Source organism: Paraburkholderia sp. BL10I2N1 (genome assembly GCF_004361815.1).
Taxonomy (GTDB): Bacteria; Pseudomonadota; Gammaproteobacteria; order Burkholderiales; family Burkholderiaceae; genus Paraburkholderia.
In genome coordinates this window covers 3,375,433-3,394,404 of the sequence record NZ_SNWA01000001.1, presented here as the reverse complement: position 1 = coordinate 3,394,404, position 18,972 = coordinate 3,375,433, and the positions used below count along the sequence as shown (strand labels likewise).

The following is an 18,972-nucleotide window of genomic DNA, read 5'->3' as shown; positions in this document are numbered from 1 at the left end:
CAATTCGCCGACGGGTATGTAGCCACTGACGTGGAGCCTCGATCCGCCGCAACGTATTCTGGATCGGGCCGCCGCTGAAACCTCGCAATTCACACAAGGAAAACTGCGAATGGGAAAGCTCACTACCCATGTGCTCGACACCGCAAACGGCCGTCCCGGCGCGGGCATCAAGGTCGAACTCTTCGCGCTCTCCGGCGACTCGCGCCGGGCGCTCAAAAGCACTACCACCAATAACGACGGCCGCTGCGACGAGCCGCTGCTCGAAGGCGACGCGCTCGTCGCCGGCGAGTACGAACTCGTGTTCCATGCCGGCGACTATTTCGCCGCTGCCGGCACGAACGTGCCCGAGCCGCGTTTTGTCGATCGTGTCGTGCTGCGCTTTGGCGTCGCGAATGCGGGGGCGCACTGGCACGTGCCGCTACTGGTCTCGCCCTGGTCCTGGAGCACCTACCGGGGCAGCTGAGAGGCAGCTGAGGGGCAGTTGGAGATGACTGAGCGACAGCGGAATGCTGCCGGGCCCCGGCACTGCACAGCCATCAGAGGTCACGCGCGATCCCGCCGCGTTTTGCAGATGGAAGGAGACGCATCTGCAAAACGCCGACTCTAAAAGCATGGCGCAACGCGCACATTGCATCGGAAGTGGAGGAGTTTCATGGAAGGCTTTATTACCGACTGGCTGAATCTCGCGATTCGCTGGTTTCACGTCATCGCCGCTATCGCATGGATCGGCGAATCGTTCTATTTCGTCGCACTCGACAACAGCCTGAAACCGCCGACGGACCCGAACCAGCGCCGCCGCGGCGTGTTCGGCGAACTGTGGCACGTGCACGGCGGTGGCTTCTACAACATGCAGAAGTACACCGTCGCACCGCCTGAAATGCCCGAAGACCTGCACTGGTCGAAGTGGCCGTCCTACACGACGTGGCTGTCCGGCTTCGGTCTCTTCACAGTGCTGTACCTGTTCGCGCCGAACACCTACCTGATCGACAAAAACGTGCTCGACATGGGCCCGGTCGTCGCGATCTTTTCGGCGCTCGGATTTCTCGCTGCGGGCTGGATCGTCTACGACTCGCTGTGCCGCCTGCTCGGCAGCAAGGACAAGGTGCTCGGTATCTGCGTCGGCGTTTACGTGCTGATCGCCGCATGGCTCGCCTGCCACATTTTCGCGGGCCGCGCCGCGTACCTGATCATGGGCGCCATGCTCGCGACGATCATGTCGGCGAACGTGTTCTTCGTGATCATTCCTGGCCAGCGCAAGATGGTCGAAGCGATGCTCAAGGGCGACGTGCCGAACCCGATCTACGGCAAGCGCGGCAAGCAGCGCTCGGTGCACAACACGTATTTCACGCTGCCGGTCGTGTTCGCGATGCTGTCGAACCACTATGCGATGACGTATACGCATCCCTACAACTGGGCGGTGCTGGTCATTATCATGCTGGCCGGCGCGCTGATCCGTCAGTTCTTCGTCATGCGCCATCGTGGCCAGGTGCTGTGGTATCTGCCGCTCGTGGGCGTCGCGCTGATGTTCGTCGCGCTCGCCTGGACGATGCCGAAGCCGGTCGTCGCTCAGGCGCAGGCGGCCAATGCGCCGGTTGTCAGGGTGGCAGACATTGCGCCCGTGTTGCAGCAACGCTGCGCCGCGTGCCACTCGGTGCATCCGACGCTGATGGGCAGCGCGCCCGCCGGCGTCCTGCTCGACACGCCCGACGAAATCTCGCAGAACGCGCAGCGGATCTATCAGCAGGCCGTGACGCTGAAGGCCATGCCGCTTGGCAACGTCACGCATATGACCGATGGCGAACGGCAACAGATCGCTTCGTGGTTTCAGGGCGGGGCCGCGAAGTAAGCGGATACGGACGGTTGATCGCCGGACAGTGGTCCCTGTCCGGCTTCGGGATGCCCTGCCTGATGACGGACCTTCACTTGTGTGAAGGTCCGTTTTTGTTTGCCCGTCGGGCGGTGAGGCTAAAGCGCTGCCGCGCCACGCGCGCACATGTACTTTGGGGGGGTGCCTCACGTGTGTGGTTTAAGAGGAGCAAGGTGCGAGACGGGCAAGAAAGGCCCAGGTGAAAATTGAGCCGGGCGCTGCATACCAATACCGTACGGCATCAGGAAACCCCTCCGCCACACAGGGATCGAAAGCAGCGCTATATATAAAACAAAACGCCCACGGCAACATGCTGTGGGCGTTTTGCTTCTTCCCGCGAGACAACCAGCCGGTCAAACCGCGACCGCGCTCAACGCATCTTCCGTCAGCCACACCGGTTCCGCCAGATCCTGCTCGTTGAGATTGAGACCCTCGCCGCCGCGATCGACCACGATGAAATCGCTCACGTCGCCCAGCGCGATCAGCGGATGGTGCCAGACGCCCTTCGCGTAATTCACGCCCTGCCACCCGCTCGTGACGAACGCGCGGATCTTCGACGGATCCAGTTCGCCGGCCGGCGCCACCACCACCAGATACGGTTTGTCGTTCAGCGGCACAAAAGCCTGACTGCCGAGCGGATGCCGTTCGAGCATCTTCACCTCGAATGGCAGCGCGCGCGGCTGCCCGCGAAACAGATTGACGAGCGTGCGACCGCCCTCGTCCGTCACATCGACATGCGCGAGATCGTGATAGCGGATCGTCGTGCCGAGATTGATCGGAATCTGCCTGGCGCCTTCGAGTTCGATCACGTCGCCGAAAGGGGCGAACGCGGCGCGCGTCAACGGTTCGATGGCGAGCGTTTTCATTATGCGAGCGTGCCCCACAGACGCAGACGCGACACACCGCCGTCCGGAATGATATTGAAGCGCACGTGCGTGACCGGCCCGAGCGCCGCGACTTCGCTTTCGAAGTAATGCTGTTTGTCCATCTGCAACTTCTGCTCGCCGAGCAGGACCGGCCAGAACATCGCCTGCGTGATGAGCGAGCTGTCCGTGCCACCCGTCACATACGCGGCCTGGATCGAGCAGCGGTCGGGATAGTTGCCCTTGAAGTGCGCCGTGTCGACCTCGATCTTCCTGATGACGCCCGGTTGCGCAAGCGCCACGATCGCCCAGTCGTTGCCCGGCTCACGACGGCGGCGCGTTTCCCAGCCGTCGCCCATGTTCACGCCGCGGCCCGGCATCAGGATCGTCGACGCGGCGCCGAAGTGCTGGTTGTTGGCGGCCACGAGATACGCACCGTTTTCCATCGCCGCCAGATCGAACTGTTCGGTGCGGCTTGCGCCCGCCCAGTCCACCTGCGGCTGGCCGTACACGCGCAGACGCGCGACGCCGCCATCAGGATAGATGTTGATGCGCAGATGCGTGAACGCATTCGCATCAGCGACGTCGACGTAGTGATGGCTATTGCCCTGCAGCGACATCGACGGGACGATTTCGGTCCATTGGGTCGACTGGGACGGCGCACCGTCCACCACCCTTGCTGCCTCAACCGAGGCCGCCGGCGGGAAGTTGCCGGTGAAATGGCTCGTATCGATGTCGAGACCCTTGATCACACCCGGGCGTGCCAGCTTCACGATGCACCAGTCGTAACCGGTCGTGCGCTTGCGGCGCGTTTCCCAGCCGTCCATCCACTTGCCGTGATCGTCGTACTTGCCGGGAATGAAAACGGCCGGCTCCGGATTGAGCATGCGCTCCTTCGGCGCGAAGAAATCGTCGCTGGTTTCGAGCGCCTGTGCGCCCAGACGCGGATCCGCGAGGTTCACATAGCGGCGCGTGAATTCGGGCGCGTTGGGGTCAAGAATCGGGAGTGCCATTGCTGTCTTCCTTGATGTCTGTGTAGCTGTTAGTGCCAAAAAACCTTCATGGCCGGCGACGTGACTCGAACCCCTTGGGCTTACGCGTCGATCAGGTCGTCGAGCCTGAAGCGCGCGATGCGACAGATCTGGTCGAGGCTCGCGCGCAGTTCGTCCGCGCGGCTGTTATTCACGCGTGCCTCGAAGTTCGCGATGATGCCGTGGCGGTCATAGCCGCGCACCGCGAGAATGAACGGAAAGCCGAATTTCCCGCGATAGGCTTCATTCAGGCGCAACAGCTGGTCGAATTCTTCCTGCGTGCATTGAGCAAGGCCTGCGCCGCTCTGCTCGCGCGTCGACTCAGCCGTGAGTTCGCCGCGCACCGCCGCCTTGCCGGCCAGCTCCGGGTGGGCGTTGATCAGCGCCAGCTGCTTGTCTTCGCCGGCCGTCTCGACGATGTTCGACATCGTGTGATGCAGCGCGTCGATGCTCGCGTAGGGACGCTGTGCGGCGGCCACTTCGGCGACCCACGGCGAATGCTCGAAAATGCCCGACAGCGCCGCGACGAACGCGTCGGTCGAAATGTGATTCAGTTGATCCAGGGTGTATTGCATCGCCTTCATGCGGCTGCCCCGCGGTTATCCTGTTGCCAGGGATGGTGTTCGCGCCAGTGCTGCGCGATGTCGACACGCCGCGTCACCCAGACACGATCGTGCTGTTCGATATGGTCGAGAAAACGCTGCAGTGCGCGGAAGCGCCCAGGCCGTCCGAGCAGACGGCAGTGCATGCCGATCGACAGCATCTTCGGCGCCTCGTCGCCTTCTTCGTAAAGCACGTCGAACGCGTCGCGCAGATACGTGAAGAAATGATCCGCCGTATTGAAGCCTTGCGGGCTCGCAAAACGCATGTCGTTAGTATCGAGCGTGTACGGCACGATCAGTTGCGGCACCTTTGCGCCGCCCGTCACCTCGACGTCCATCCAGAACGGCAGATCGTCGCCGTAGTAGTCGGAGTCGTACAGGAAGCCGCCATATTCGGCGACCAGACGATGCGTATTCGGACTGTCGCGCCCGGTGTACCAGCCAGGGGGACGCTGGCCGGTCACGCGCTCGATCGCTTCCATGCCGAGGCGCATGTGCTCGGCTTCCTTCTCCGGCGCCATGTCCTGATAGTGGATCCAGCGATAGCCATGACACGCAATCTCGTGGCCCAGCTCGACAAACGCGCGCGCGACTTCGGGATTGCGCTCGATGGCCATGCCGACACCAAAAACGGTCAGCGGCAGAGCGCGCTTCTCGAACTCGCGCAGGATGCGCCAGACGCCCGCGCGCGAGCCGTATTCGTAGATCGACTCCATGCTCATGTGGCGCGCCGGAAAAGCGGCCGCGCCGACAATCTCCGACAGGAACTGCTCCGAGCCCGGATCGCCATGCAGGACGCAGTTCTCGCCGCCCTCTTCATAGTTGAGCACGAACTGCACGGCGACGCGGGCGCGTCCTGGCCAGTTCGCCTGCACCGGATGGCGGCCGTAGCCGATCAGATCGCGTGGATAGTTCGAATCGAATGACATGATTTGACGAAAGCTGCTGGGTGACCGGATGACGGGCTGGACCTCGCGCTGGCGGCAGCGGAGAACGGCCGGAAAGCCGTCTGATCGTCGCCATGCCGGGCCGATTCCAGGACCAGGCCAGTGTAGCGAAAACGCCCGGGTGCGCCCATACACCCGGGCAGATAGTGCAGGTCAGACGGAATGTATGTGCGTCGTCGCCACAGGCAGCGCATCGGCGCCCGAAACGCCCGGGTTTACCCCTAGCCGGTCCGCTTCGGTGACCGCCTGGCCGCGGCCGGCAACCGCCGTCCCCGGCGCGCATTCGCTTTCGCCCGTCGGGCTGAATCGCTCGAACGCACCGTCGTAGCGCTTCGCCAGCGGCCGCGCGTAATCGCCGCGCTTCGCGGTGCCAAGACGCAGCGAAATCAGCGCCTCGACCCATTTCACTGCCGCCGTCACGCCCTCGACCACGGGCGCGCCCAGCGCATCCTCGATTTCCGCGCACAGTTCGGCCATTCCCGCGCAACCGAGCACGATGGCGTCGGAGCCGTCCTCGTCGAGCGCCCGGCGGCATTCGTCGAGGATGATCCGGCGCGCCGCCGAGCCGGGACGGTCGAGTTCGAGCACGGCAACATCGGTGGCGCGGACGTTGCGACAGAAGCGCTTCATCCCGTACCGCTCGGCGAGGTGCCAGGCCATGCCGCAGGTCCGCGACAGCGTCGTGACCACGGAAAAGCCCGGCGCAAGCACACTGGCTGCGTGCATCGCGGCTTCGGCAATGCCGATCACCGGTCCGCGCGCCAGTTCGCGCGCCGCATACAGGCCCGGGTCGCCGAAACATGCGATCACGTAGCCGTCGCAGCCTTCGCGTTCACCTGCGGCAACCTCGGCGAGCAGGCCCGGCGTCGCGAGCGCTTCGTCGTAATAGCCTTCGATCGAAGGCGGCCCCATGGTCGGGCTGACCGCGATCAGCTCGGTGCCGGGCGCGACGACGTTGCGCGCGCAACGTCCCATCGCATCGGTCATCCGTTGTGTTGTGTTGGGGTTGATCAGCTTGATACGCATATCGACTCCTTGCGCTGTCACTTGCGCACGAGTGCGCGATAGAACCCGGCGCCGAGCAGCGCACCGATGAACCACGAGAAATTGGCCATGCCATCCAGCGAGGGCACCATTACGCACGTGACGGCAATCGCGGCAGCCGGCAGCAACGCGGCGACGGCCCTATAGTTGACGCCATTGCGATACCAGTACTTGCCGCGTTCAGACATCGTATACAGATCGTCCGCCACGATCTTCTGACGCTTCACGAGATAGAAGTCGACGATCAGCACACCATACAACGGTCCGATGAAACTGCCGAGCACATCGAGCGTGTAGTGGATCACCGCGGGGTTGTTGAAGAGGTTCCACGGCGTGATGAAGATCGAAGCCACCGCCGCCAGCATCCCGCCTGCACGCCAGCTGATGAGACGCGGCGCGACATTCGAAAAGTCGAAAGCCGGCGACACGAAGTTCGCCACGATGTTGATGCCGATCGTTGCAATGGTGAACGTGAGCGCACCGAGAATCACGGCCAGCGGATAGTCAATGCGGCCTACGGTTTCGACCGGATCGGTGATCAGTTCGCCGAACACGGGCAGCGTCGCGGCCGTCGTGATGACCGTCACCAGCGAGAACGCAAGAAAGTTGATCGGCAGGCCCCAGAAGTTGCCGCGCTTGACGCTGCGAAAGCTCTTGCCGTAGCGCGAGAAGTCGCCGAAATTCAGCATCGGCCCCGAGAAATACGACACGACCAGCGAGATCGCCGTGATCATCACCGGCACGACCTGGAGCCCGTGATACTTCACACCGCCCAGATTGATGCCGATGTTGCGCCAGCCTGCGCGCCACACCATGTAGCCCGCGAGGATGAACATCACCACGTACACAGCGGGGCCCGCGAAGTCGATGAACTTCTTGATGGTCTCCATGCCGTGCCAGAACACCAGCGCCTGAAGCACCCAGAGCAGCATGAAGCCGGCCCAGCCGACCGTCGACAGCCCCATGAAGCCGTGATGATGGACGTCCGCATACGGCATCAGCTGCGGCATGAATTTGAGCACGACGATGACGAGCGCACTCGACGCCAGATACGTCTGGATGCCATACCACGCCACGGCGATCAGCCCGCGAATCACAGCCGGCACATTCGCACCGAGCACACCGAAAGTCGCACGACACGCGACCGGATACGGCACGCCGTTCAGCTGGCTTGGTTTCGCGATCAGGTTGCACAGCACGTTGACGATGCCGATGCCGACGAGGAGCGCAATCAGCACCTGCCAGCTCGTCAGACCGAGCGCGAAGAGACTCCCCGCGAACACATAGCCGCCGACGCTGTGCACATCCGACATCCAGAACGCGAAGATGTTGTACGCGCTCCACGTCTGTTGATGCAGCGGCGCGAGATCTTCGTTGTAAAGACGCTCGCTGTAGCCGGCCGGCAACGATGGGTTGCCGACAGCGGCGCTTTCGTCGAATGCGGGAATGGCGGGATTGCCCGGTGTTGCACTGAACTGAGCCATGACTCCTCCTTGAAAGGAAACCGTCGAACGCTAGACCGATGGATATCTGCATCCCGCATGCGAGGCGCGCCGGTCGAGAATCGACCCAGCCGAGAGTGCCGCTACATGCAGGCGCCGCGGTTGTCTCCGTACTTTCGTACTTGTGGTTGTCGCCCGGGACGAGAGCCGCGGGCTCTTGCCAGAACGTTGTCGCGGATACGGCGCCGCCCGATGGCAGGCCGCCTTGTGGCTGCGTCCCCGCTTCATCGCGGGTCCGCAGTCGCGAGCATTCGATTCAGTGTCAGTTCACAATCAGTGCGGCGCGCACCCGTCTTGAGCGCCCTGATGCCATGCTTCAGGCCGGCGCGGACTTGCCTGTGCGCGCGGCGAATACTTCGTGCAGATCGGCCGCGCCGTGCGCCGGCCGATCGAGCATTTTCAGTTCGACGCTTTGCAGGTGGCGCGACATCAGCGCCGCAGCCTCCTTGGCGTTACCGGCGTCGAGCGCGGCAAGTATGGCTTCGTGATCCTCGAACGAACACGGGCTGCGTCCGAGCGATTCGTACAACGCCGAAATCAGCGTGGAACGCGCGACAAGACCGTTGAGACAGTCACACAACACCGTGTTGCCGGTCAGTGAAGCCAGCTCCGTATGAAACTCGCCCGACAGACGGATCCACGCCGGAAAATCCCGCGTCTCAAACGCCTTGCGCTCGCGGCCGATCATGCCGCTGATGCTCTTCAGCCGACGCGTACCGGGGCCGGCGCAGATCTTCTCGACCACGGCAAGTTCGATGATGCGGCGCATCTCGAACACCTCGTGGACTTCCTGCAGCGACGGACTCGCCACGAACGCACCGCGATTCGGCTCGAGATCGACGAGCCGGTCGGTCGCAAGCTGGGCAAGCGCTTGACGGATCGGGCCGCGCTTCACCCCGAACACTTCGCATAGCTGCGCTTCGGTCAGCTTGGCACCCGGCGAAAGCCGGTGCTCGAGAATCGCGGCGCGAATGCGCTCGGCGATCGCTTCAGGTTTGGTGCTCGTCGATGAGGTGGAAGGTTGCTCGGACATGATGGGCGTCTCGTTATGAAGGTCATCTTAGGATGGACATAAAAATTGTCAACAATTTTTATCTTTAATTTCGACAATCGGATGCCCGCGAGCATAGTATCGTGGCGTCGACGGCCGCCTGGATGGGTTTCTGGCAAGCCTGCGATGCATTCAGGAGGGAAAAAGCGGTGTCGTCAGTTGCCGGACATTTTGTCAACAAACACTGGATGAACGGCGGCGGATCGGAATTTGAGGTCGCGCGAAATGGTAGACCGTTAGTTGCGTTCTATCGGCCAAAAATAAAGCGGGCAGCGCCCGCTCTACCCTGCCCTCTCAACTCAGATGCAGATGTCCTGTCACGGTCAACCGGAATCCGTGCGCGTCGGCCTCGAGGTGCGCATCGGCACCCACTGGCAACGTCACCATATCTTCAACATGACCGAACGGGAGTCCCGTGATCACCGGAATACCCACCACCGAACGAACCTGGTCGATCACCGCGCGCAGGTCGTAACCGTTGTCGTAGTCATACACCTTGCTGCCGGAAAAATCGCCCAGGATGATTGCCTGCTGACGCTCGAGAATGCCCGCCAGCTGAAGTTGATAGATCATCCGTTCGACACGGAAAGGCTGTTCGTTGACGTCTTCGAGAAAGAGGATGCCGTCTTCCACCGGTGGCATGTACGGTGTGCCGACAAGCGACGCCATCACTGCCAGATTGCCGCCCCACAGCACGCCGCTGACGTTGGCAGACTGCGCCTGGGGCGCACGGCTCGTCAGCGTGAAGGTCGGGCTCGTTAGCGCCTCCCAGAAATGCTTCATTGTGAAGTCGCTCAACTCGTCAGCGCCGAAATCGCTCATCAGCATCGGGCCGCCGAACGATTTCAGGCCGGCGCGCGCCAGCAAAGCCATCTGGATCGCCGTGAAGTCGCTGTGACCGACAAAGGCCACGGGCTTATCCGTCAGGCGCCGCTGCAAGCCCTCGTAGTCGAGCCCGTGCAGAATGCGCACGGCGCCGTAACCGCCCCGGACGGAAAGCACGATATCCGGCAACGGCTTCGACGGATCCGCGAGATGGTTCAGTTCCGCCGCGCGCTCGCCATCGGTGCCCGCGAAGCGCTGGTAGCGTCGCTCGGTTGCGTGAACACCTGTGACGCGGTGCCCCTGAGCCTGAAGGCGCCCCAGCGCGCGATGAACGACGGCTGGATCGTGGGGGTAGCCCGAAGGCGCGATCAGTTCGATGGTGCGATGCGCGATCATAAGCAGAAGATCCGGACGGTCTGATTATCGAGGTTCAGATGCGTGCGATGCTGGCAATCCCGGCGCGTCGGACGCGGTGCCCGCAGCAGCCGCGCGCGCTTGCCGGCTGGCGCGCCGCCGGTCCGCGAAGAAGGCTTTGAGCGCCGCGCCGCATTCGTCTTCGAGCACGCCTCCGACCACGGTCGTGTGATGGTTCAACTGCGGATTGGCGAAGGCATCGACGACGCTGCCGCACGCCCCCGTCTTCGGATCGCGCGCGCCGAATACGACGCGCGCGATCCGCGCATGCATGATCGCGCCCGCGCACATCAGGCACGGTTCGAGTGTGACATAGAGTTCGCAGCCCGGCAGGCGATAGTTTCCAAGGTTTTGTGCGGCGGCCCTCAGTGCGGCCATCTCGGCATGTGCGGAAGGATCGTGCGCGCCGATCGGGTGATTGAATCCGCTGGCGATCACTTCGTCGCCACGCACGAGCACCGCGCCGACCGGCACTTCGCCCGCCGCTCTCGCCTGTTCGGCGGCAGCCTGCGCGAGCAGCATGAAGCGCCGTTCGCGTTCCGTGACTGGCAAGCCGGAAGAAGGCGCGTTCACTGCTGGCCTGCCTCGCCTGGGTCGCCTGGGTCGCCTGGGTCGCCTGGGTCGGCGCCGGACGTGCGCTCCGAGAGCCGCTCGGCGATGCGCCGGCAATATTCGCGCGGTACGACCATCGGGCCACCACGCAGCGATTCAAGCGCCATGTCGAGCGCCAGCATCTTTGCCTGAAGGCGGCAGCGCGTGGCGCGGTCGCTGACGGCATTCAGTTCGTTCTGCAGGTCGCGCAGCGCCCGCAGTTGTTCGACTGCCGGCGGCACAAAACCGGCATTCTTCAGTATCCGGTTGGCCACGCGCACCTCCTCGGGGACGAGCACGTCGTCATCGAGGTCCAGCGGCAGGCCGGCACCCGGCAAATCGTCGAACGCGCCGCGAGCGGCTGCGGCGGCGATACGCTGTTCGACCAATGCGTCAAGCAATTTCATCTGCAATCCAACACGTTGCGGCCCCGGCATTCTATCAGGGGCTGTCGCGAAATTCCGGCTGCCGACCCGACGGGTTCTTCGGTTGCGGGCGCAACGACGTAATTTTTCTGAAAGATTCGGCGGGGAAGCGCTATTGTCCGCCGCAGGACGTATCGCCTTCCTGGCAATGCAGTTGCCCATCGAGAAGCTTTGTCTGGGCCTGCGTCAGCTGGTCGAGGCATAGCGCGTAGACCATCGGATGCACACTGCCGTCGGCACTGCCAAGCGTGTTCAACTGGCACTGGGCGTCGCGCCAGCTCACCCATGCCCGCTGCGCTTTCTGGAGCTTGTCGCGCCCGGCCTTGCTGGTTTTGGCGGACAGCGCGCGATACGTTTCGTTGAGTTTTTTGTCGGCGACTTTGAAGTCCCGGTCGGCGCAGATGTTCATGCTCGCCTGATCCAGCGGATTCCTGCAATTGACATCGGCGGCAAGCGCCACTCCGCCTGATATCAGCAGCGGGACGGCGATCAGGAAGCGACGGCGCATTGCATTCACTCCGTGGGTTTGTGTTCGACAATAGCCTTCGGGTCCGTGCGTTCGCCCTACTGCGCCTGGTGCGCCGCGTTCAGCTTGCGCCATAGGGTGGTCTTGCTGATGCCAAGCGCCTTGCAGACCGCGTCGCGATCGCCGTTGCACGCGGCCAGCGCGGCACGGATTTGGTCCGCCTCGACGTGACGGCTACGCTCGCGCAACGTCAGCGCTTCCTTCTGCCCGCGCACAAACGGCTCAAACAATTCCGGCGCAATCGTGCGCAGCACGTCGACAGTGAGCGCGCCGTCGCCTCCATCGTCCGTGTCCACGTCCGCCAGTTCGACGACGATCCGTTCGATCACATTCTGCAATTCACGCACGTTGCCTGGCCACGCATAGCGGCGCAATGGCTCGCTGATGCGTTCGAGCACGCGGGCAGCGTCATCCGCAATGCGGATGCGCGCCGCGAGCCGCGACTCGCGTGTTGCCGCCTGCCGCAGCAGTGCGCTGGCAAGCGGCATCAGATCGGCCGGTCGCTCGCGCAGCGGCGGCAGCGCAATGCTCAGGATGTTGAGCCGATAAAACAGATCGGCGCGAAAGGTACCCGCCTCGACACCTTCGGTCAGCGCCCGATGTGTCGCGGCGACGACGCGTATATCGACCCGCGTCGGCTCCGTCGAGCCGAGCCGCACCACTTCGCGCTCCTGCAGCACACGCAGCAGACGGCTTTGCAGCGGCAATGGCATCTCGCCGATTTCATCGAGAAAGAGCGTACCGCGATGGGCCGCTTCGATCAGCCCCGCCTTGCCGCCCTTGCGCGCACCGGTAAACGCCCCCTCTTCGTAGCCGAACAGTTCGCTTTCGAGCAAGGCCTCGGGAAACGCGCCGCAATTAATCGCGACAAACGCGAAGTCGCGCCGCGCGCTCAGGTGATGCATGCTCTGCGCGACCATCTCCTTGCCGGTCCCGCTTTCGCCGAGGATCAGCGCCGTCGCGTCCGATTTCGCATAGCGCCGCACGAGCGTGCGCACCCGCTCGATCTGCGCGCATTCGCCGATCAGATCGTCGAGCCGGTAACGCGCGGTGAACTGCTGCGCACGCGGTCTTGAGCGCAACGTGCGATCGAGGCGCTCGACCGCACGCGACTCCTGAAATGTCAGAACGGTGCCCGCCGCCGCGCCGCTGCCCGCCAGCGGCCCGCGGTGCACGACATAGCTCACACCGCGTACCGACCCGGGCGCATCGCCGTCGGCGTCCGGCAATGCGTCGGCGATGTCGGGCGCGAGTTCGATGAGCGGCCGGCCCACGGCGTTCGCCGTGTCGATGCCAAGCGCGGTGGCGAGACGTTGGTTGATCGCTTCGACCCGCCCTTGCGCATCGAGCGCGACGACGCCATCGCGCATATGTTGCAGCAGATTGTCGAGCCGTTGACGGCGCACCGCTTCGCCGCGGGTCGCCTGCGCGACGTCGAGCGCCGTTTCGAACGCGGCACGCACCGAGGCGCGCGAATAAAGAAACACCGCCGCCATGCCGGCGCGAGCGGCAAGATCGGTCACAAGCCCCGGTCCGACGACCGCTCCCACGCCCCGATCACGCAGATCGAGCACACAACTCTCGGCGTCCTGTGCGGACTGATAAGAGGCAAACACGACATCGATGCCATACGCAGCAGTGAAGCGCCGGACTTCTTCGGGCGTTTCGCCATGCGTGACGAGGGCCACCGACGCCGCGTCGCGCCGCGCCCGCGCCAGCGCGTGCATCACGTCGAACCCGGTCGGGTTAATCTGCACGACGGGCACGCTCGCGCGTGTCTTCAGATACGCGCCGTTCGAGCCGCCCGCGACAACCACATCAGGGCGCGCCTCACCCGCGGCGGCGATCTCGCGCACCGCCTCCTCGAAGCCGACCGACACGACGCGCAGGTTGGCGCGCCCGTCGTACTCGCTCGAAATGTCGAAAAACAGGTCGCGCAGACGGCTGATGCCGACCGCCCAGATACGGGGGCGCTGGCTGGGGTCTGTAGGTTGGGTGCTCAAGGGATAGCGGCTCGCTGCGTGGATCATCGGATCCGCCTATTATGCGCACACCGTCTCAAATGCGAAATCAAAAATTCCATTTCTGAATTTTCATGTATTCGCCTCGCTTCCTGATCCCCCGCTAAATCAGTCACTTAGCCGAGCCACCATGGCTGGCCCGCTTTTTGCAGTGTAGGACTCGTTACTACAGGAGACGGAATTGACTACAGCCAGACAACAGCCCGCCAGTGCCGGCGCGAAGTTTCGCGTCGCGGTGGCCGAAGGACAGCCTTTGCAGGTGGTCGGCGCCATCACCGCCTACGCCGCGAAAATGGCCGAGGCCGTCGGCTTCAAGGCCGTGTATCTGTCGGGTGGCGGCGTTGCCGCCAATTCGCTCGGCATTCCCGACCTCGGCATCAGCACGATGGACGACGTGCTGACCGACGCGCGCCGCATCACGGACGCCACGAATCTGCCGCTGCTGGTCGATATCGATACCGGCTGGGGCGGCGCGTTCAATATCGCGCGCACGGTCCGCTCGTTCATCAAGGCGGGCGTTGCCGCCGTGCATCTCGAAGACCAGGTGGGCCAGAAGCGGTGCGGCCACCGCCCGGGCAAGGAAGTCGTGCCCCCCGACGAAATGGTGGACCGCGTGAAAGCCGCCGTCGATGCGCGTACGGACGACCAGTTCGTGATCATGGCGCGCACCGACGCCGCCGCGGCCGAAGGCATCGATGCCGCCATCGAACGTGCTGTGGCCTATGTCGAAGCCGGCGCGGACATGATCTTCCCCGAGGCCATGAAGTCGCTCGACGACTATCGCCGCTTCAAGGCCGCGGTCAAGGTGCCGATCCTCGCGAACCTGACCGAATTCGGCTCGACGCCCTTCTTCACCGTGGACGAACTGCGGGACGCGAACGTCGATATCGCGCTGTACTGCTGCGGCGCCTATCGCGCGATGAACGCGGCGGCGCTCAATTTCTATCAGACGGTGATGCGCGACGGCACGCAGAAAGCGGCCGTCGAAACGATGCAATCGCGCGCCGACCTCTATCAATATCTCGGCTATCACGCGTACGAAGACAAGCTCGACGCGCTGTTCGCCGCGAAAAAGTAACGCTTGCAACTGGAGACGACATCATGAGCGAAGCAGACAACAGCACGCCGGCCACCGGCGCGTTCAAACCGAAGAAATCCGTGGCGCTGTCGGGCGTGACGGCGGGCAATACGGCCCTGTGCACGGTCGGCAAGACCGGCAACGACCTGCACTATCGTGGCTACGACATTCTCGATCTCGCGACGACCTGCGAATTCGAAGAAATCGCCTACCTGCTCGTACACGAGAAGCTGCCGACGCAGGCCGAACTCACCGCCTACAAGCAGAAGCTGAAGGCGCTGCGCGGCCTGCCCGCGAACCTGAAAGCTGCCCTCGAATGGATCCCGGCGTCGGCGCATCCGATGGATGTGATGCGTACCGGCGTCTCCGTGCTCGGCACCGTGCTGCCCGAGAAAGACGACCACAGCCTGCCCGGCGCGCGCGATATCGCCGACCGGCTGATGGCCTCGCTCGGCTCGATGCTGCTCTACTGGTATCACTACTCGCACAACGGCCGTCGCATCGAAGTCGAAACCGACGACGATTCGATTGGCGGCCACTTCCTGCATCTGCTGCACGGGGTCGAACCGTCGAAGTCGTGGGTCGAAGCGATGCACACGTCGCTGAACCTCTACGCCGAACACGAATTCAACGCCTCGACGTTCACCGGCCGCGTGATCGCGGGCACGGGCTCGGACATCTATTCGGCGGTCACCGGCGCAATCGGCGCGCTGCGCGGCCCGAAGCACGGCGGCGCCAACGAAGCCGCGTTCGAGATCCAGTCGCGCTACCAGACGCCCGATGAGGCCGAAGCCGACATCCGCCGCCGCGTCGAGAACAAGGAAGTGGTGATCGGCTTCGGTCACCCGGTCTACACGATCTCCGATCCGCGCAACAAGGTGATCAAGGAAGTCGCGAAGAGCCTCTCGAAAGAAGCGTCGAATACGAAGATGTTCGATATCGCCGAGCGCCTCGAATCCGTGATGTGGGACGCGAAGAAGATGTTCCCGAACCTCGACTGGTTCAGCGCCGTCTCGTATCACATGATGGGTGTGCCGACCGCGATGTTCACGCCGCTCTTCGTCATCTCACGCACTTCCGGCTGGGCCGCGCACATCATCGAGCAGCGCATCGACAACAAGATCATCCGCCCGAGCGCGAACTACACGGGTCCGGACGATCTGCCGTTCGTGCCGCTTGCGAAGCGTCGCTGAATGGTCCCTGTTTCACCTCCATCGCGAGCAACGAGAGCGCTGCGATGAAGTTAGGCCCCGGCTCGGGCTACCCGCGAGCCAGGGTCGCTTTTTGCACGACAACGGCCAGCCCGATCCAGACAGCGTTCCCGTCGAATCCGGCGCCCGGTTGCTGAAACAGCAAATCCACGCACGCTCGCGCGCTAAACTGCGCGAAACGGTCTGATCGACACGCAAGATTGCGGACTCGATGCGCGCTCCCGGCCTGCGACATGCCGACGGGACCCGCACCGTGCCGGAAAACCTGATGTTCGCGCCGATCGGGAAGCGCTGACCGCGGAAATTGAGCCACTGCCTGGGCACCCCGGCCACGACCACCGCCCTGATCATTACTGTCTTTGTCCCCAAGTCATGAATACTGCAAACCGAAAACCCCTGCCAGGCACCCAGCTGGACTTCTTCGATACGCGTGCCGCGGTCGACGCGATCCAGCCCGGCGCCTATGACAAGCTGCCGTACACGTCGCGCGTGCTGGCCGAGAACCTCGTGCGCCGCTGCGACCCGGCCTCGCTGACCGCTTCGCTCGGGCAGATCATCGAACGCAGGCGCGAGCTGGATTTCCCGTGGTTTCCGGCGCGCGTCGTGTGCCATGACATTCTTGGCCAGACCGCGCTCGTCGACCTCGCCGGCCTGCGCGATGCCATCGCAGCCCAGGGCGGCGATCCGGCCATGGTCAACCCGGTCGTGCCGACGCAGCTCGTCGTGGACCACTCGCTGGCCGTCGAATGCGGCGGCTTCGACCCCGACGCGTTCGCGAAAAACCGTGCCATCGAGGACCGTCGCAACGAAGACCGCTTCGACTTCATCAACTGGACAAAGAAGGCGTTCAGGAACGTCGACGTGATTCCGCCGGGCAATGGCATCCTGCATCAGATCAACCTCGAACGCATGAGCCCGGTGGTACAGGTGAAAGACGGCGTGGCCTTCCCGGACACGCTCGTCGGCACCGACTCGCACACGCCGATGGTGGACGCGCTCGGCGTGATCGCCATCGGCGTAGGCGGCCTGGAAGCCGAAAGCGTGATGCTGGGCCGGGCCTCCTGGATGCGTCTGCCGGATATCGTCGGCGTGGAGCTGACGGGCAAGCCCGGCCCGGGCATGACGGCCACCGACGTGGTGCTGTCCCTGACCGAATTCCTGCGCAAGGAAAAAGTCGTCGGGGCGTACCTGGAATTCTTTGGCGAAGGAACGGCCAACCTGACCCTTGGCGATCGCGCCACCATCGCCAACATGGCGCCAGAATTCGGCGCTACCGCCGCGATGTTCTACATCGACGAGCAGACCATCAAGTACCTCAAGCTCACCGGCCGGGATGACGAACTGGTCAAGCTGGTCGAGATCTATGCGAAGGCAACCGGCCTCTGGGGCGAGAGCCTCAGACAGGCCGAGTACGAGCGTGTGCTGAAGTTCGATCTGTCGAGCGTGGTGCGCACGCTTGCTGGGCCGTCGAATCCGCACCGTCGCTTACCCGTGTCCGAACTGGCTGCGCGCGGCATCAGCGGCAAGGTCGAGAACGAGCCCGGCCTGATGCCGGACGGCGCGGTGATCATCGCCGCCATCACCAGCTGCACGAACACCAACAACCCGCGCAACATGATTGCCGCGGGCCTCATCGCCCGCAACGCGAACCGGCGTGGGCTCACCCGCAAGCCGTGGGCGAAGACCTCGCTCGCGCCGGGCTCCAGGGCCGTCACGCTGTATCTCGAAGAAGCCGGGCTGCTGCCGGAACTGGAACAGTTGGGCTTCGGCGTCGTGGCCTATGCCTGCACCTCGTGCAACGGCATGTCCGGTGCGCTGGACCCGCTGATCCAGAAAGAAATCGTAGACCGTGACCTCTACGCTACGGCGGTGCTGTCTGGCAACCGCAACTTCGACGGCCGTATCCATCCGTATGCAAAGCAGGCGTTCCTCGCCTCGCCGCCGCTGGTGGTGGCTTACGCCATTGCCGGCACCATCCGCTTCGATATCGAGAAGGACGTCCTGGGAATCGATGCCGATGGCAACCCGGTCACCCTGAAGGACATCTGGCCGACCGACGAGGAAATCGACGCGGTCGTCGCGTCCAGTGTGAAACCGGAGCAGTTCCGCAAGGTGTACGAGCCGATGTTCGCCGTATCCGCCGACAGCGGCGAAAAGGCGGAGCCGCTGTACGACTGGCGCCCGATGAGCACCTACATTCGCCGCCCGCCGTACTGGGAAGGCGCGCTCGCAGGCGTTCGCTCGCTCAGTGGCATGCGACCCCTGGCTGTGCTGGGTGACAACATCACGACCGATCACCTGTCGCCGTCCAACGCCATCCTGGCCGATAGCGCGTCCGGCGAGTACCTGGCGAAAATGGGCCTGCCGGAAGAAGACTTCAACTCCTACGCGACCCACCGGGGCGATCACCTGACCGCCCAGCGCGCCACCTTCGCCAACCCCACGCTGAAAAACGAGATGGTGCTGGAAAGCGGCCAGGTGAAGGCGGGTTCGCTCGCCCGCATCGAGCCGGAGGGCAAGGTCACGCGCATGTGGGAGGCCATCGAAACCTATATGGAGCGAAAGCAGCCGCTGATCGTGATTGCCGGCGCGGACTACGGTCAGGGCTCTTCGCGTGACTGGGCCGCCAAGGGCGTGCGTCTCGCCGGCGCGGAAGCGATCGTCGCCGAAGGGTTCGAGCGCATTCACCGCACCAACCTCGTGGGTATGGGCGTGCTGCCGCTGGAGTTCAAGCCTGGCGTGAACCGCCTGACGCTCGCGATCGACGGCACCGAGACCTTCGATGTGATCGGCGAGCGCAAGCCTCGTACCGATCTCACGCTTGTGATTCATCGCAGAAACGGCGAGCGCGTCGAAGTGCCGGTGACCTGCCGCCTCGACACCGCGGAAGAAGTGTCGATCTACGAAGCGGGCGGCGTGCTGCAACGCTTCGCGCAGGACTTCCTCGAATCGTCGAAGGCCGCGTGATGCACGC

17 protein-coding genes are annotated in these 18,972 nt (G+C 63.8%); 5 read left to right on the top strand and 12 right to left on the bottom strand.

The window, feature by feature from the left end; genetic code table 11:
- The first annotated feature begins 109 nt into the window (after positions 1-109).
- Together uraH and B0G77_RS15760 are read left to right on the top strand one after the other, a co-directional pair.
- Complete coding sequence (gene uraH / locus B0G77_RS15765; RefSeq protein ID WP_133662955.1) at positions 110-463, top strand: hydroxyisourate hydrolase; 354 nt, start codon at positions 110-112, stop codon at positions 461-463.
- A 189-nt stretch (positions 464-652) separates the two neighbouring features.
- The gene (locus tag B0G77_RS15760) at positions 653-1,846 is read left to right on the top strand and encodes a urate hydroxylase PuuD (RefSeq protein WP_133662954.1); all 1,194 of its coding nucleotides are present in this window, start codon (positions 653-655) and stop codon (positions 1,844-1,846) included.
- A 374-nt stretch (positions 1,847-2,220) separates the two neighbouring features.
- Here the strand turns inward: B0G77_RS15760 and B0G77_RS15755 are convergent, their stop codons facing one another.
- From B0G77_RS15755 to prpR, 12 genes are all read right to left on the bottom strand, one after another.
- Positions 2,221-2,733, bottom strand: a complete 513-nt coding sequence (locus B0G77_RS15755) for an ureidoglycolate lyase (protein WP_133662953.1) — start codon at positions 2,731-2,733, stop codon at positions 2,221-2,223.
- Positions 2,733-3,743 (bottom strand): allantoicase, encoded by a 1,011-nt coding sequence (gene alc, locus B0G77_RS15750; RefSeq protein WP_133662952.1) that lies wholly within the window; start codon positions 3,741-3,743, stop codon positions 2,733-2,735. Before alc ends, B0G77_RS15755 begins: the two co-directional genes overlap by 1 nt.
- Before the next feature lie 80 nt (positions 3,744-3,823).
- Complete coding sequence (gene uraD, locus B0G77_RS15745) at positions 3,824-4,345, bottom strand: 2-oxo-4-hydroxy-4-carboxy-5-ureidoimidazoline decarboxylase (protein WP_133662951.1); 522 nt, start codon at positions 4,343-4,345, stop codon at positions 3,824-3,826.
- On the bottom strand, positions 4,342-5,292 hold the full coding sequence (gene puuE / locus B0G77_RS15740; RefSeq protein ID WP_133662950.1) for an allantoinase PuuE: 951 nt from the start codon (positions 5,290-5,292) through the stop codon (positions 4,342-4,344). The genes uraD and puuE overlap by 4 nt, the downstream gene beginning before the upstream one ends.
- A gap of 171 nt (positions 5,293-5,463) precedes the next feature.
- Positions 5,464-6,336, bottom strand: a complete 873-nt coding sequence (locus B0G77_RS15735; RefSeq protein ID WP_133662949.1) for an aspartate/glutamate racemase family protein — start codon at positions 6,334-6,336, stop codon at positions 5,464-5,466.
- 17 nt (positions 6,337-6,353) lie between these two features.
- Positions 6,354-7,838, bottom strand: a complete 1,485-nt coding sequence (locus B0G77_RS15730; RefSeq protein WP_133662948.1) for an NCS1 family nucleobase:cation symporter-1 — start codon at positions 7,836-7,838, stop codon at positions 6,354-6,356.
- A gap of 334 nt (positions 7,839-8,172) precedes the next feature.
- On the bottom strand, positions 8,173-8,889 hold the full coding sequence (locus B0G77_RS15725; protein WP_133662947.1) for a GntR family transcriptional regulator: 717 nt from the start codon (positions 8,887-8,889) through the stop codon (positions 8,173-8,175).
- 312 nt (positions 8,890-9,201) lie between these two features.
- Positions 9,202-10,128: a muramoyltetrapeptide carboxypeptidase gene (ldcA, locus tag B0G77_RS15720; RefSeq protein ID WP_133662946.1), complete on the bottom strand. Its 927-nt coding sequence runs from the start codon at positions 10,126-10,128 to the stop codon at positions 9,202-9,204.
- Positions 10,129-10,152: 24 nt separating this feature from the next.
- Positions 10,153-10,719, bottom strand: coding sequence for a tRNA adenosine(34) deaminase TadA (gene tadA, locus B0G77_RS15715; RefSeq protein ID WP_243751014.1), 567 nt, complete (start codon positions 10,717-10,719; stop codon positions 10,153-10,155).
- On the bottom strand, positions 10,716-11,144 hold the full coding sequence (locus B0G77_RS15710) for a DnaJ family domain-containing protein (protein ID WP_166656159.1): 429 nt from the start codon (positions 11,142-11,144) through the stop codon (positions 10,716-10,718). The genes tadA and B0G77_RS15710 overlap by 4 nt, the downstream gene beginning before the upstream one ends.
- 130 nt (positions 11,145-11,274) lie before the next feature.
- Positions 11,275-11,670 (bottom strand): lysozyme inhibitor LprI family protein, encoded by a 396-nt coding sequence (locus B0G77_RS15705; protein WP_133662945.1) that lies wholly within the window; start codon positions 11,668-11,670, stop codon positions 11,275-11,277.
- A 56-nt stretch (positions 11,671-11,726) separates the two neighbouring features.
- Positions 11,727-13,691 (bottom strand): propionate catabolism operon regulatory protein PrpR, encoded by a 1,965-nt coding sequence (gene prpR / locus B0G77_RS15700; RefSeq protein WP_133664164.1) that lies wholly within the window; start codon positions 13,689-13,691, stop codon positions 11,727-11,729.
- A gap of 199 nt (positions 13,692-13,890) precedes the next feature.
- Between prpR and prpB the strand changes: the two genes are divergently transcribed.
- From prpB to acnD, 3 genes are all read left to right on the top strand, one after another.
- Positions 13,891-14,787 (top strand): methylisocitrate lyase, encoded by an 897-nt coding sequence (prpB, locus tag B0G77_RS15695; RefSeq protein WP_133662944.1) that lies wholly within the window; start codon positions 13,891-13,893, stop codon positions 14,785-14,787.
- Positions 14,788-14,810: 23 nt separating this feature from the next.
- Complete coding sequence (prpC, locus tag B0G77_RS15690) at positions 14,811-15,980, top strand: 2-methylcitrate synthase (RefSeq protein ID WP_133662943.1); 1,170 nt, start codon at positions 14,811-14,813, stop codon at positions 15,978-15,980.
- A 390-nt stretch (positions 15,981-16,370) separates the two neighbouring features.
- On the top strand, positions 16,371-18,965 hold the full coding sequence (acnD, locus tag B0G77_RS15685) for a Fe/S-dependent 2-methylisocitrate dehydratase AcnD (protein ID WP_133662942.1): 2,595 nt from the start codon (positions 16,371-16,373) through the stop codon (positions 18,963-18,965).
- Positions 18,966-18,972 lie beyond the last annotated feature (7 nt).

Excerpts from the sequence above, each read along its gene's own strand:
- prpC (WP_133662943.1), top strand. The coding sequence starts at position 14,811 with ATGAGCGAAGCAGACAACAGCACGCCGGCCACCGGCGCGTTCAAACCG.
- uraD (WP_133662951.1), bottom strand. The coding sequence starts at position 4,345 with ATGAAGGCGATGCAATACACCCTGGATCAACTGAATCACATTTCGACC.
- B0G77_RS15735 (WP_133662949.1), bottom strand. The coding sequence starts at position 6,336 with ATGCGTATCAAGCTGATCAACCCCAACACAACACAACGGATGACCGAT.
- acnD (WP_133662942.1), top strand. The coding sequence starts at position 16,371 with ATGAATACTGCAAACCGAAAACCCCTGCCAGGCACCCAGCTGGACTTC.
- B0G77_RS15755 (WP_133662953.1), bottom strand. The coding sequence starts at position 2,733 with ATGAAAACGCTCGCCATCGAACCGTTGACGCGCGCCGCGTTCGCCCCT.
- B0G77_RS15710 (WP_166656159.1), bottom strand. The coding sequence starts at position 11,144 with ATGAAATTGCTTGACGCATTGGTCGAACAGCGTATCGCCGCCGCAGCC.
- puuE (WP_133662950.1), bottom strand. The coding sequence starts at position 5,292 with ATGTCATTCGATTCGAACTATCCACGCGATCTGATCGGCTACGGCCGC.
- ldcA (WP_133662946.1), bottom strand. The coding sequence starts at position 10,128 with ATGATCGCGCATCGCACCATCGAACTGATCGCGCCTTCGGGCTACCCC.
- uraH (WP_133662955.1), top strand. The coding sequence starts at position 110 with ATGGGAAAGCTCACTACCCATGTGCTCGACACCGCAAACGGCCGTCCC.
- B0G77_RS15725 (WP_133662947.1), bottom strand. The coding sequence starts at position 8,889 with ATGTCCGAGCAACCTTCCACCTCATCGACGAGCACCAAACCTGAAGCG.
- alc (WP_133662952.1), bottom strand. The coding sequence starts at position 3,743 with ATGGCACTCCCGATTCTTGACCCCAACGCGCCCGAATTCACGCGCCGC.
- B0G77_RS15705 (WP_133662945.1), bottom strand. The coding sequence starts at position 11,670 with ATGCGCCGTCGCTTCCTGATCGCCGTCCCGCTGCTGATATCAGGCGGA.
- B0G77_RS15760 (WP_133662954.1), top strand. The coding sequence starts at position 653 with ATGGAAGGCTTTATTACCGACTGGCTGAATCTCGCGATTCGCTGGTTT.
- B0G77_RS15730 (WP_133662948.1), bottom strand. The coding sequence starts at position 7,838 with ATGGCTCAGTTCAGTGCAACACCGGGCAATCCCGCCATTCCCGCATTC.